General features: G+C 43.3%; 14 protein-coding genes and 2 rRNA genes (1 of these 16 only partly in view). 15 read left to right on the top strand and 1 reads right to left on the bottom strand.

All coding sequences use genetic code 11. The annotated features are described in order from the left end of the window. From MKX62_RS07425 to rsmI, 12 genes are all read left to right on the top strand, one after another. Positions 1-781, top strand: a 23S ribosomal RNA gene (locus tag MKX62_RS07425); it begins 2,151 nt to the left of the window's first position. An 80-nt stretch (positions 782-861) separates the two neighbouring features. Further along, positions 862-977: ribosomal RNA gene (gene rrf / locus MKX62_RS07420) — 5S ribosomal RNA — on the top strand. 539 nt (positions 978-1,516) lie between these two features. Continuing rightward, entirely contained in the window at positions 1,517-2,953 is a 1,437-nt protein-coding gene (locus MKX62_RS07415) for an aminotransferase class I/II-fold pyridoxal phosphate-dependent enzyme (RefSeq protein ID WP_340741131.1), read from the top strand. A 1-nt stretch (position 2,954) separates the two neighbouring features. Further along, a complete protein-coding gene (tmk, locus tag MKX62_RS07410; RefSeq protein ID WP_067213765.1) occupies positions 2,955-3,590 on the top strand; it encodes a dTMP kinase in 636 nt (211 codons plus the stop codon). 47 nt (positions 3,591-3,637) lie between these two features. Then, on the top strand, positions 3,638-3,967 hold the full coding sequence (locus MKX62_RS07405) for a cyclic-di-AMP receptor (RefSeq protein ID WP_067213764.1): 330 nt from the start codon (positions 3,638-3,640) through the stop codon (positions 3,965-3,967). Positions 3,968-3,987: 20 nt separating this feature from the next. Then, a complete protein-coding gene (locus MKX62_RS07400) occupies positions 3,988-4,428 on the top strand; it encodes a YaaR family protein (protein WP_067213763.1) in 441 nt (146 codons plus the stop codon). 59 nt (positions 4,429-4,487) lie between these two features. Beyond that, positions 4,488-5,495, top strand: a complete 1,008-nt coding sequence (holB, locus tag MKX62_RS07395; protein ID WP_187046267.1) for a DNA polymerase III subunit delta' — start codon at positions 4,488-4,490, stop codon at positions 5,493-5,495. Continuing rightward, a complete protein-coding gene (locus tag MKX62_RS07390) occupies positions 5,488-6,315 on the top strand; it encodes a PSP1 domain-containing protein (RefSeq protein ID WP_187046266.1) in 828 nt (275 codons plus the stop codon). The genes holB and MKX62_RS07390 overlap by 8 nt, the downstream gene beginning before the upstream one ends. Positions 6,316-6,328: 13 nt before the next feature. Continuing rightward, entirely contained in the window at positions 6,329-6,700 is a 372-nt protein-coding gene (yabA, locus tag MKX62_RS07385; protein WP_067213761.1) for a DNA replication initiation control protein YabA, read from the top strand. A 182-nt stretch (positions 6,701-6,882) separates the two neighbouring features. Beyond that, a complete protein-coding gene (locus MKX62_RS07380; RefSeq protein ID WP_187046265.1) occupies positions 6,883-7,635 on the top strand; it encodes a tRNA1(Val) (adenine(37)-N6)-methyltransferase in 753 nt (250 codons plus the stop codon). Then, the gene (locus MKX62_RS07375; protein WP_067213759.1) at positions 7,619-7,906 is read left to right on the top strand and encodes a GIY-YIG nuclease family protein; all 288 of its coding nucleotides are present in this window, start codon (positions 7,619-7,621) and stop codon (positions 7,904-7,906) included. Before MKX62_RS07380 ends, MKX62_RS07375 begins: the two co-directional genes overlap by 17 nt. Then, entirely contained in the window at positions 7,884-8,762 is an 879-nt protein-coding gene (gene rsmI, locus MKX62_RS07370; RefSeq protein WP_067213758.1) for a 16S rRNA (cytidine(1402)-2'-O)-methyltransferase, read from the top strand. Before MKX62_RS07375 ends, rsmI begins: the two co-directional genes overlap by 23 nt. Before the next feature lie 146 nt (positions 8,763-8,908). On the opposite strand, the gene MKX62_RS07365 is transcribed toward rsmI, so the two are convergent. After that, positions 8,909-9,187 carry an AbrB/MazE/SpoVT family DNA-binding domain-containing protein gene (locus tag MKX62_RS07365; protein WP_067213757.1) on the bottom strand — a complete coding sequence of 93 codons (279 nt, stop codon included), beginning with the start codon at positions 9,185-9,187 and terminating at the stop codon, positions 8,909-8,911. 279 nt (positions 9,188-9,466) lie between these two features. Between MKX62_RS07365 and metG the strand changes: the two genes are divergently transcribed. The 3 genes from metG (at position 9,467) to MKX62_RS07350 (ending at position 13,823) form a co-directional block, all read left to right on the top strand. Then, a complete protein-coding gene (gene metG, locus MKX62_RS07360) occupies positions 9,467-11,440 on the top strand; it encodes a methionine--tRNA ligase (protein WP_338654463.1) in 1,974 nt (657 codons plus the stop codon). Between the two features lie 250 nt (positions 11,441-11,690). Further along, on the top strand, positions 11,691-12,458 hold the full coding sequence (locus MKX62_RS07355) for a TatD family hydrolase (RefSeq protein WP_340741130.1): 768 nt from the start codon (positions 11,691-11,693) through the stop codon (positions 12,456-12,458). Between the two features lie 135 nt (positions 12,459-12,593). After that, complete coding sequence (locus MKX62_RS07350) at positions 12,594-13,823, top strand: ubiquitin-like domain-containing protein (RefSeq protein ID WP_340741129.1); 1,230 nt, start codon at positions 12,594-12,596, stop codon at positions 13,821-13,823. Positions 13,824-13,867: the final 44 nt, after the last annotated feature.

Here is a 13,867-nt window from a genome sequence, read left to right as displayed (position 1 = left end):
AGGTAGGAGCCTTGGATTCCGGAGCGCTAGCTTCGGATGAGGCGTTGGTGGGATACTACCCTGGCTGTATTGGACTTCTAACCCATGCCCCTTATCGGGGCAGGAGACAGTGTCAGGCGGGCAGTTTGACTGGGGCGGTCGCCTCCTAAAGAGTAACGGAGGCGCCCAAAGGTTCCCTCAGAATGGTTGGACATCATTCGTAGAGTGCAAAGGCATAAGGGAGCTTGACTGCGAGACCTACAAGTCGAGCAGGGTCGAAAGACGGGCTTAGTGATCCGGTGGTTCCGCATGGAAGGGCCATCGCTCAACGGATAAAAGCTACCCCGGGGATAACAGGCTTATCTCCCCCAAGAGTCCACATCGACGGGGAGGTTTGGCACCTCGATGTCGGCTCATCGCATCCTGGGGCTGTAGTCGGTCCCAAGGGTTGGGCTGTTCGCCCATTAAAGCGGTACGCGAGCTGGGTTCAGAACGTCGTGAGACAGTTCGGTCCCTATCCGTCGCGGGCGCAGGAAATTTGAGAGGAGCTGTCCTTAGTACGAGAGGACCGGGATGGACATACCTCTGGTGTACCAGTTGTCTTGCCAAAGGCATCGCTGGGTAGCTATGTATGGACGGGATAAATGCTGAAAGCATCTAAGCATGAAGCCCCCCTCGAGATGAGATTTCCCATTACGCAAGTAAGTAAGATCCCTCAAAGAAGATGAGGTTGATAGGTCTGGGGTGGAAGCACGGCGACGTGTGGAGCTGACGGATACTAATCGATCGAGGACTTAACCAATTTTGAAAAGGGCTTGATTACCCTGATTCGTGTAGCACAATGTCTGTTTTATTCAGTTTTGAGCGAACAAGCTCAAAGAGTCTGGTGACGATTGCGAAGAGGTCACACCCGTTCCCATCCCGAACACGGAAGTTAAGCTCTTCAGCGCCGATGGTAGTTGGGGGTTTCCCCCTGCGAGAGTAGGACGTCGCCGGGCATCATGGATAACACAAAACGAGATGATTCTTTAGAATCATCTCGTTTTGTGTTATCTGTATGTTTTTTTCGAAAATCAAAGCAAAAGTACATAGAAAACATGGATTTGAAGAAATGTAGTCATTGCCAGCAAGTAGGTAATGACTTTTTGTTCGTCTAGAGTCGCCTTCTGTCCTGTAAGTAAAGGTAATAAGAACGCCTTGTCGGGGCTGAACAGGCGCTACATGACTGGTTGAACTCATATCTGTTGATTAACCAAAATAACCAGTGAATAAAGTAATCAAACACTAGGTGCTTCTTGTATGGTTGTCGTTCATCCGTCGATCTCCAAGGCTATAATAGGTACTCAAAGTGCTGAGGCTTTGGGGGATGAGGGAATAGATGGCTTCTCCGGAAACATACTAGTCCAAATGAAGACTTTGGAGCCTCCTTTACCAGTATGTTGTGTAAGAAAATGGTTATTCAACAGATGTGGGTTGTACTGGTTATATGATCGGTCTGAGATACTATATAATAGAAGGAAAGGAAGTGTAATTTACAATGAAAGATCCTAATCGGCCGCTTATTGAAGCGTTAACTAAGTTCAAAGAAGCAAACCCGATTTCATTCCACGTGCCTGGACATAAGGGGGGAATACTTTCTGGACTACCGACCGAGTTACGGATGGCTCTTCAATATGATTTTACTGAGTTAGAGGGACTTGACGATCTTCATGAGCCGAGTGGTGTAATTGAAGAGGCGCAACAGAAGCTGTCGTTACTCTATGGTTCGGATCAAAGCTTCTTTCTTGTGAATGGTTCAACGGTAGGGAATTTGGCAATGGTCTATGCGGCGTGCCGTGCGGGTGAAACAGTTATTGTTCAGCGCAATGCACATAAGTCGATTTTCCATGCGATTGAGCTGACTGGTGCAAGGCCGGTGTTTGTGTCACCGGTTTGGGATGTGACTACAAAGACAGCGGGAGGCGTGACCGCTGCGCAAGTCGGCGAGGCGCTCAAGGCCTATCCTGGAGCCAAGGCTGTTATTCTTACCTACCCGACGTACTATGGCCTAACAGGGACCGAGTTAGAAGAGACTATCAACCTTTGTCATACATATGGAGTTCCAGTCTTGGTAGATGAGGCACACGGTGCACATTTTGTTGTAGGTGAACCGTTTCCTCGTTCAGCGTTGGAGATGGGTGCGGATGTAGTTGTTCATTCAGCGCATAAAACATTGCCAGCGATGACGATGGCTTCTTTTTTACACGTACGCTCAGACTTCATCGCTGCAGACAAAGTTGCCCGTTATTTAGGGATGCTACAGTCTAGCAGTCCATCTTATTTGTTGATGGCATCGCTTGACGATGCCAGAGCTTATGCAGAGTCTTATAATGAAGAAGATAAAAAGGTCTTCGTGGAATGGCGGGTATCTTTTATCAAACGTTTGAAACTGATACCAAGACTTCGAGCGTTTGAAACGGATGATCCGTTAAAGCTTATTTTACGCATTGAAGGTTATTCTGGTTTTGATTTACAAAAGAAACTGGAAGCGGAAGGAATTTATAGTGAAATTGCAGATCCCTATCAAGTGTTGTTCGTGTTACCGTTATTAAAAGTGGGGTCGATTTATCCTTTCGATGAAGTTTATGAGAAAATTAAAACTGCGGTTACTTGTTTGGATGGAGTGGATAAGATAATAAGTACAATAGAAGCACCACTACTTGGGGAGGGACTTTCTCGTCTTGCTTACACGTCAGAGGAAGTGGCGAATATGGAAGTGGAGTGGATTCCATACGTGGATTCCCTGGGGCGTGTGGCGGCCGCTTCCGTGATTCCCTATCCGCCGGGTATTCCGCTTTTAATTGCCGGAGAAATTGTAAAGGATGAGCATGTTCAAACTTTAGGGAAATTGCTCCAAATGGGGGCGAAATTCCAGGGGGAAATTCGAATTAACGAAAAACAGATAGTTGTAGTAAAGAATAGAGTGGAGGAATAACATGATACAGAAAGGTGTATTCATTACATTTGAAGGACCTGAAGGGGCTGGAAAGACAACAGTCATCAAAGAGTTATATAAACGTATGGAAGAACAAGGATTGAAGGTCATTCTTACGCGCGAACCGGGTGGAATTCGTATTGCGGAGAAAATCCGTGAAATAATCCTCGATAATGATCATCAGGAAATGGATGCGAAGACGGAAGCACTTCTCTATGCAGCCGCACGAAGGCAGCATCTTGTTGAAAAAGTGATGCCTGCACTTAAGGACGGAATGATTGTCCTATGTGATCGTTTTGTTGATAGTTCGCTAGCTTATCAAGGGCATGCGCGCGGACTTGGAATTGATGAGGTTCTATCGATTAATGAGTTTGCTATCAGTGATACGATGCCGGATCTGACGGTCTTTTTTGATATTAATCCAGAACAAGGACTTGCGCGAATTGCGGCAAATGATAAACGTGAAGAAAACCGGTTGGATAATGAAAGTATCCATTTTCATCAAAACGTTTATGAGGGTTATCAGGAGCTCATTCGTCGTTACCCAGAACGGATTCAATCAACGGATGCATCGCTCTCTAAAGAGCAAGTAACGGAAAATGTTTGGAAAATCATATGCTCCCAACTCATTAAATAGTCAGATTCATGATATAATAGTTGGAAAGCGGAAAAGGGGAGATTATCGTGAAATTGATTGTGGCAGTTGTACAGGACCAAGACAGTAACCGGTTGTCTACGGCTTTGACCAAAGGTGACTTCCGAGCGACGAAATTAGCTAGTACGGGAGGATTTTTACGGTCGGGAAATACGACATTTTTGATTGGTACCGATGATGCCCTCATTCCGAAGGCGCTTGAACTTATTCGAGAAAATTGCCGTTCACGAGATCAAATGGTAGCTCCAGTTTCTCCAATGGGTGGAAATGCAGACTCATACATTCCTTACCCGGTTGAAGTCGAGGTTGGCGGTGCTACCGTATTCGTCCTTCCAATTGAACATTTTCATCATTTTTGATGAATAAGAGGTGAACCTAAATGAAAGTCAATAGTGACTACCGGTCAGGCCTCGATAAGATGAGGAACGATCCTTTACATTCATCTCAAGGTGGAGCGCGGTTCGGCCAAATGGTCGTTAAACAAGAGCAGCGCCTCCAAGGAGAGCAGGTTACTAAGCTCCTCGGCGATATTTCATCGGCAGGGGACCGAATTGCCCGTTCTCGCAATTTGCGCGATATGGCTAAATTTAAAATGCTAGTTCGACGTTTTCTTAAAGAAGCCGTTGAATCTGGAATGGGACTTAAACAGTCTCATACATGGAATCGTTTCGGTGAGGGACGCAGGTTGAAAATTGTCGAAACGATAGATGAAAGGCTTATTGAGTTGGCAGAAGACTTGTTGAATGAAGAAAAAACATCTGTCGATCTATTAGCTAAAATTGGTGAGATCAAAGGGCTACTCATCAATCTATACATGTGATTCCGTGTTTTCTGTCGTTTAAGAAACACGGTTTTTTTTGAACACGGAGGTGTGTGCTTATGCAAGATCAAATGAATAATCGACTTGTAGTAGAGCAAAAAAAAATAACTGAACGATTAAGCTCTTCTTATAAAAATGGGCGAATTGGACATGCATATATGTTTGACGGTGAACGTGGAACAGGAAAAGAAGCAGTTGCACTTTTTTTCGCCAAACTTCTTCTTTGTGCTAGTCCTGAAAACTTTGTTCCATGTGAAACATGTCATTCTTGTCGAAGAGTAACGTCCAGTAATCATCCAAACGTAACGCTTATTCGACCAGATGGTCAGGATATCAGGAAAGAGCAGATGTCCAATCTTGTGTATAGCATGACGAAAAAGGGTTACGAGTCGGGTAGGAAAATATATATTATTACTAGGGCAGATCGGATGAACGTTGCTGCGGCGAATACGTTGCTTAAGTTTCTTGAGGAACCCGAAGGCGATGTAACGGCAATCCTTTTAACGGATTCATATCAATCGATATTGCCAACGATCCAATCACGGTGTCAACGGTTATCTTTTCTACCGCCGTCTAGAGAAATGATGATTAGTGAGCTAGTCGAGAAGGGGATTACACCTTCAATGGCAGCGACCGTTACGATGGTCACTGCCAATCTGGATGAAGCTTTTCGACTGGCTGGAGATGATCAATTTGCACACATGCGAAAAACAGTGTTAAAATTGGTTGAAGCATCGGATAGACATGTCCATGAAGCGTTGTTATTCATTCAATCAGAATGGGCCCCTTTATTTAAAGAGAAGGAAGAGACTGAGAGTGGACTGGATTTACTGCTTTATGCTTACAGAGATGTGGTGGCATCCAAAGCCGGTTTGCAGTCAACAGCAACATTTCCCGATCAGCAAGAACTAGTTAGAGGTCTTTCGATGAAGATGACATATAGCCAGCTGTCTGCTAATATGGAGGCAATATTGCAGTCGAAAAAGCAATTGCATGGCAATATGAATCGCACACTTTTAATGGAACAATTGGTGCTCAGCATGCAGGAGGGGTTACTTGTTGTATAAAGTTGTAGGTGTCCGCTTTAAGAAAGCGGGTAAAATATATTATTTCGATCCACTGGAGTACACGCTCGACGAAGGTGACTACGTCATCGTTGAAACAGCACGTGGAATCGAATACGGTAAAGTTACAGGTAAGGTAAGAGAAGTTGGTGAGAATGATGTTGTCTTGCCACTCAAAAAGATCATTCGTCCAGCGCAAACGGAAGACCTCGAAAAAGTAGAGGAGAACCGTCTTGAGGCTGAACGGGCTTTTAGTACAGGTGTAGAAAAGATTATAGAACATTCGTTAGAGATGAAGTTGGTTGATGTCGAGTATACATTCGATCGAAACAAGATTGTCTTTTACTTTACGGCTGAAGGTCGCGTTGATTTCCGGAATCTTGTTAAAGATCTTGCTTCGATTTTCCGGACACGTATTGAACTACGACAGATTGGTGTACGTGATGAGGCGAAAATGCTTGGTGGCATTGGACCATGTGGCCGGATGCTTTGCTGTTCAACATTCCTAGGTGATTTCGAACCGGTTTCGATAAAAATGGCAAAAGATCAGAACTTATCACTTAATCCTTCTAAAATATCAGGTCTGTGCGGACGTCTTATGTGCTGCTTGAAATATGAGAATGATGATTACGAAGAAGCAAAAGCGCTTATGCCAGATGTAGGAACACGTGTCCAAACACCTGAGGGGCCTGGAAAAGTAGTTGGACTGAATCTGCTTGAACGCCTTCTTCAAGTAAGTATGACGGATCAGGATTTGGTATTGGAGTATACGTTGGAAGAAATAATGGAACAACAAAAAAATATGGCTCAATTGATGAAATAATGAGGTGGGATAGTTGAAAGAAAAGAGTTTTCTGGATAGGGTTATGGAATTCGAGCAAGAACTCGAATCTATGCAAAAGCAATTCCGCGAATTGATTGGATTCGTCGCGCAGATGACGGAAGAGAACCATTCGCTTCAACTCGAAAACCATCATTTGCGCAAGCGGCTTGAAGAAATGGACAAACAAATTGATGAAGAAGTACAGACAATCAACACAAGGCAACATCGGAAAAAAACGAATAAAATAGACGTTGGAGAAGGCGTTGATAATTTAGCGCGCCTATATAATGAAGGATTTCACGTCTGCAATGTCCATTACGGTGGTATTCGTAAAGGGGAAGATTGTCTGTTCTGCCTCTCTTTCTTAAATAAACAAAACGTGTAAAATGAGCCGATCCTATTGCAACGTAGGCATCGGCTTTTCTTTTATTGTGGGCCCACAGGGGGTGGGTCATGCATCGGAGAGGGATTGATCTACACCCCTCTTTGTTGCCGCAGGACGCGGCGTACTTAGGATGTGTCCCTTAATTCGGCGCTTCACGCATTTTTATTATGGAGGAAAATATTATGGATGAAATTTTACAAGATGATGAACGACTCGATTATTTATTAGCGGAAGATTTGCGGATTATTCAAAGTCCGTCTGTATTTTCTTTTTCTTTGGATGCAGTACTACTTGCAAGATTTGCCTATGTCCCGCTACAACAAACTGGAAAAATTGTAGATATATGTGCAGGTAACGGAGCGATTCCGTTGTTTTTAAGCGCCAGAACGAACGCTACTATTACTGCTGTTGAATTACAGGAGCGGCTTGCAAATATGGCGGTAAGAAGTGTCCGGTATAATGGGCTGGAAAGCAGGATTCGCATCCTTAATGATGATGTCATTGGCATTGCGGCAAAAATCGGCTATGAGAAATACGATACAGTAACATGTAACCCTCCCTACTTCCCAGCGCATGAGGCAAGCGAAAAGAACTTATCGGAGCATCTGGCAATTGCCAGGCATGAAATCCATCTAACGCTTGAACAGGCTATCCAGTCGGCAAGCGAATTGTTAAAGCAGGGGGGAAAGGCAGCGTTTGTCCACCGTCCAGGACGTTTACTCGACATTGTCACTGCAATGCGTGCAAATCGACTTGAGCCAAAACGAATTCAGTTTATTTATCCGAAAGAAGGTAAAGAAGCAAATACATTGCTAATTGAGGCGATTAAAGACGGTAAGCCAGATTTGAAAGTATTACCGCCTCTCTATGTGTATGGTGCTGATAATGAATATACGGAAGAAGTGAGGCTCCTCCTTTATGGACAAAATGGGTGATCACTTATTTTATGTATTAGAATGCAAGGATGGGTCCTATTATGCCGGTTATACGAATGATTTGGAAAAGCGTGTTCGTGTACATAATGAAGGGAAGGGCGCTAAATATACACGCGCAAAACGACCTGTACAATGTATTTACCATGAGAACTTCGAAACAAAACGTGAAGCTATGCAGGCAGAGTATCAATTTAAACAACTGAAGAGGAATGCGAAAGAGATCTATATTAGAAAGAGGCGAAACGTAAATGAAGTCACAGAAAAGTGCTGAACCAGGCGGTGGAAAACTGTTTTTAGTCGGAACACCAATCGGTAATCTTGAAGATATGACATACCGAGCGATTCGTATCTTGAAAGAGGTAGATATGATAGCGGCAGAGGATACGCGAAATACAATCAGGTTATGTAACCATTTTGAAATTAAGACACCGCTAACAAGTTACCATGAACATAATATTGAAGTTGGTGGCGAAAAGATTTTGGCCATGCTTGCGGATGGAAAGACGGTTGCACTCGTGAGTGATGCGGGTATGCCATGCATTTCTGATCCGGGGGCAGACATTGTAGCCAAGGCAATTATTGCAGGGTACGACGTAGTTCCTGTTCCAGGTGCGAATGCAGCAATCAGCGCGCTAGTTGCTTCAGGGTTAGTACCGCAACCTTTTATGTTCTTTGGTTTCTTATCACGTCAGAAGAAGGCCAGGAACATTCAATTAGACGATTTAAAACAACGAGAAGAGACGGTTATTTTATATGAGGCACCTCACAGGCTAAAGGAGACTTTACGCGCGTTACAGACGAGCTTCGGTGGGACACGCTCTGTTGTCCTGGCAAGGGAATTGACAAAACGTTTTGAGGAATTTCTTCGTGGTACGCTTGAAGAAGCTGTTTTATGGGCAGAATCAAATGAAATACGTGGCGAGTTCTGTATTGTAATCGAAGGCAGTGACGGAGTTATTGTAGAAGAGCAACAGGAGTGGTGGAACGACTTAGAAATTCGTGATCATGTGACAGAATTGATGGAAAGAAAAGGTCTTCGTTCAAAAGAGGCGATCCGAGAAGTAGCAAATGACCGTGGATTAAGCCGTCGCGATGTTTATAAAGAATTTCATGTCGAAGATGAATGACAGACAGTAGTACATAAGAAATGCACTGTAGTCTGGACGTGAAATTTTTATGTTGCAATGTATTCACAGTATGAGGTTTCATAGTATCCTAAGCAACGAAAAAAAATCCAGAACGGTTAACCGATCCGGACAATACTATTATTGATTTACTTTTTTAAGCTATCTTCAATTTCCTTGATGAGTTGTTTTGCGCCTTCTGGGCTCAAAATTAACTTGCCATCGATAAGACTTAAATTGTCGTCAGACACATCGCCCGTAATCGAGCATGTCATATTCGGCATATATTTCTTCAAGATGATTTTATCTTCATCAACGTAAATTTCCAAAGCGTCTTTTTGTGCAATACCAAGTGTACGGCGTAATTCAATTGGAATTACTACACGTCCAAGTTCATCGACTTTTCTTACAATACCAGTTGATTTCATGAGTTTAACTCCTTTCGATACATTTAGTTTCGTCAAAATTCGACAAAATTCTCTTAACAACTTTTATCATACCAAGTCTTCCAATTAACGTCAATACTAGGCGCTTAAAACTATGAGAAAAATAGTAGTTATTTAAAAAAGTGCGCTATTTTTCGACAAAAATAGACTAATAGACACGGAAATAACAATGACGTTAGCTGTTGTCGAGGAATTTCATTGTATCGCCAGTACGCTTTAGATAGAATAGATAGTACATACTTATACACTGGAGGAATATTCGTGGCTGATCAGAAAAAGACTTTCTATATTACAACACCTATTTATTATCCAAGCGGGAATTTCCATATTGGTACCGCATATACAACTGTCGCTTCTGACGCGATGGCTCGTTACAAACGACTGCGCGGGTATGATGTTCGGTTCCTGACTGGAATGGATGAGCACGGTCAAAAGATACAGGAAAAAGCGCAAGAGGCCGGACTGCCACCGCAGGAGTTTGTCGATGGTATCGCAGAGACAGCGAAAAAGGTCTGGAATACAATGGACATTTCATATGACGACTTCATCCGTACGACGGAAGAGCGCCATAAAGTGATTGTCGAAAAGATTTTTAAAACATTCCTTGATAACGGCGATATTTATAAAGGGGAGTACGAAGGATGGTATTGCCTACCTTGTGAAACATACTTTACGGAAGGGCAGCTTGAAAATGGCAACTGTCCTGATTGTGGACGACCTGTCAAAAAAGTGAAGGAAGAATCATACTTCTTCAATATGAAGAAGTATGCTGGAAGATTGTTGAAGTTTTACGAAGATAATCCGAAGTTTATCGAACCGGAATCGCGTAAAAACGAAATGATTAATAACTTTATCAAACCGGGGCTTGAAGACTTATCTGTTTCTCGTATGTCGTTTGATTGGGGCATAAAAGTTCCTGGGGATCTGAAGCATGTCATTTATGTATGGGTCGATGCGTTGACGAACTACATCACAGCGCTTGGCTATCAGTCAGATGACGATTCGTTATTCAAAAAGTATTGGCCGGCGGATGTCCATGTTGTTGGAAAAGATATTGTTCGTTTCCATACAATTTATTGGCCGATTTTCTTAATGGCACTCGATTTACCGTTGCCGAAGAAAGTATTTGCGCATGGTTTCATCATGATGAAAGATGGAAAAATGTCGAAATCTAAAGGCAATGTCGTCTATCCGGAAATGCTTGTTGAGCGCTACGGACTCGATGCGACACGTTATTTCCTTCTTCGTGAATTGCCGTTTGGGCAAGATGGTGTATTCTCACCCGAATCCTTTGTGGAGCGGACGAATTATGACCTTGCAAATGACCTCGGAAATTTATTGAACCGATCAATTTCGATGATCAATAAATATTTCGACGGAGAGATTCCGACACAAGGCCTTATCGCAACAGATTTCGATGACAGCTTGACGAATTTCATGACGACTACGGTCGGGAAATACGAAGCGTCAATGGAGAACATGCAGTTTAGCGCTGTCCTTGGCGATTTGTGGGCTCTTATATCGCGGACCAACAAATACATCGACGAGACGTCTCCATGGGTGTTAGCGAAGGATGAGGCGGATAAAGGGAAACTAGCGTCTGTTATGATGCATCTTGCGACTTCACTCCGTCACATTGCTGTATTATTGCAACCGTTTATGACGGAAGCGCCTAAACAGATCATGACGCAACTGGGTCTGGATGAAAAATTGCTTGCTTGGGATACGCTGGGTAATTTCAACGCGATTCCGACAGGCACGAAAGTCGTAGAAAAGGGTGTACCAATCTTCCCGCGCCTGGATGCGGACGTTGAAGTCGTTTATATCCGTGATCAGATGGCGATTACTGCACCGGCTGAAAATGCGCCTGCTGAGCAACCTGCAAAAGTGGAAGTTGAAGAGCCGGTAGTGGCGGAGATTTCAATCGATGATTTCCTGAATGTCGATTTACGCGTTGCGACAGTAACTGCATGTGAAAGAATTCCGAAAGCAGATAAATTGCTGAAGCTCCAACTAGATATGGGTTATGAGAAACGACAAGTTGTATCGGGCATCGCAGAACATTACGAACCTGAGGCACTAGTCGGGCAGAAAGTAATTGTTGTTGCCAACTTGAAACCTGTAAAATTACGTGGAGAGCTATCCCAAGGTATGATTTTGGCTGGGAAATCAGATGGTATTTTGAAACTTGCCACAGTCGATCAGTCACTTGAAAATGGTGCACAAGTTAAATAAGAATAGAAACGGCGTCCCTCATGGAAACGCCGTTTTTCTTTTTTTGAGTATATTATCAATTTGTAAACTATTTGAGTTGAACAAATGAATACCTATATAAACTGAGCGAAGGCGCCTTACAAGGGGTAGCCGAAGCCCTAAGACTGGCGGGCGAAGCTGCTTGGCTTAGGGTGGGAGGCATCCCCTAGCGCCGTAGCGAATAAGAAGGAAATCCGTTCGATTAAAATAAAACAATTGTGAGGCGAAAATAATGTATATAGATACACACGTTCATTTAAATGCAGATCAGTATGAAGAAGATATAGATGAAGTGATTCAACGTGCCCAAAAAGCCGGTGTTGACAAGATGGTGGTCGTTGGATTTGATCGCAAGACGATTTTGAAGGCAATGGAACTGACTGAACAGCACGCTTTCATTTACGCCGTTGTCGGTTGGCATCCTGTAGATGCAATCGACTGCACAGAAAAAGACTTAGAATGGATTGAATCACTCGCCGCGCACCCTAAAGTGGTTGGTATTGGGGAAACAGGATTGGATTATCATTGGGATAAATCACCGCGAGATGTGCAACAGGAAGTGTTCAGAAAACAGATTCAGCTTGCCCAGAAAGTAAACCTGCCAATTATTATCCATAACCGAGATGCAACGGCGGATGTCGTTCGTATCTTGAAAGAAGAGGGAGCAGAAAAAACGGGCGGAATTATGCATTGTTTTGGTGGAAGTGTCGAGACTGCAAATGACTGCATAAAAATGAATTTCATGATTTCATTGGGAGGACCAGTTACATTTAAAAATGCAAAGGCGCCAAAACAAGTTGCAACGGAAATTTCGCTTGATCATTTATTAATCGAAACAGATGCGCCTTATCTCGCACCTCATCCGTACCGTGGAAAAAGGAATGAACCGGCATGGGTGACGCTTGTTGCGGAAGAAATAGCGAGACTTAAAGGTCTCCCCATTGAAGAAGTGGCAAAAAGAACGACCGCAAACGCTTTGAAAGTATTTAACATAACATGAATAAGATGGTAGGAAGTTTTCCATACTTTTTATATGAAGGGCTTCCTAAATTTGTTATTCACCAAATTCATACGGGTTGACATGCCGAAGAGTACCCTTTATAATCAGCCGAGTGATGAAGGAGGAGTTTTTTTCATGTCAAAAAGTACCATGAAAAACCTGTTCTATAAGTCATTGAGGAGTAAAAAAGTAGCGATTACCGTAGTTTCGCTAACGCTATTTGTTACTGTTATTTCACTTGTTCTCTTTGAGGGAACAAAAAAATCGATCACGTTGGACGTGGACGGTAAAGAACTTAACATTAAAACGCACGCACATACAGTTGGTAAACTTCTCTCCGAACAGGAAATTGAAGTTGCCAAACACGATCTAGTAATACCCTCAGTGAATACACCTATCGAGGATGGTCTATCGATTAGGTGGGAACAGTCGCAACAAGTTGTAATAAATGTCGATCAGGATACCAAATCCATATGGACGACTAATCATAAGGTGGAAGAGATACTTGCTGAAGCAGATATCGAAATTACCGAATATGATGTTGTAAACCCAGTGCTAGATGAACAGCTAGGGAAAGAAAATAGCATTACCGTCCAAAAAGCGTTTGAAGTAACGTTGAATGACGGCGGAGAAGAAAAGAAGGTCCGGTCAACTTCGACTACGGTCGCTGACTTTTTAAAGAGAGAGAACATTCATTTGAATGATGACGATCGTCTGAATAGAAAGGCAGATGGGTATCTAAAGCCTGGCTCTATAGTGGCAGTCGTACGAGTGGAAAAAGTCACCGATGTAGTGGAAGAACCGGCGAACTTTGCAGTTGAAACACGCAACGATCCATCTTTACTGAAAGGGCGCGAAAAAATCGTCCAAGCGGGAAAAAAAGGAACGGTTTCACGGAAGTTTGAAATTGTGAAAGAAAACGGGAAGGAAATTTCCCGTAAGCTTCTAGAAGAGAAGTCAATTAAAAAACCACAAACGAAGATCGTTTCCATAGGCTCGCAAGTGATGGTCGCAAGTGCATCAGCTGGGACGTCTAATTCAAAAACTGTATCGCGTAACGATTCATCCGCGGAAGGTGGGGAGTTCTACGTAACCGCTACGGCCTATACGGCGCATTGTAATGGTTGTTCTGGAATTACACGAACAGGCATTAATTTACGTGCGAACCCTAATTTGAAAGTTATTGCAGTCGACCCAAGCGTTATCCCGCTCGGTTCTAAAGTGTGGGTTGAAGGATACGGCTATGCCGTTGCAGGGGATACAGGCGGTGCAATCAAAGGCAAGAAGATTGATCTGCACGTAGCAACGAAAGGCGATGCCTATAAATTCGGCAGACGCCAAGTGAAAATTAAAATCATCGATTGATATATACATCCGCAGGACTGATATTAGTCCCGCGGATTATTGTG

Origin of the sequence: Sporosarcina sp. FSL K6-5500 (genome assembly GCF_038005665.1) — a bacterium.
GTDB classification, from domain to species: domain Bacteria; phylum Bacillota; class Bacilli; order Bacillales_A; family Planococcaceae; genus Sporosarcina; species Sporosarcina psychrophila.
The sequence above is the reverse complement of the archived record's forward strand: the minus strand, read 5'-3'. Positions and strand labels throughout refer to the sequence as shown.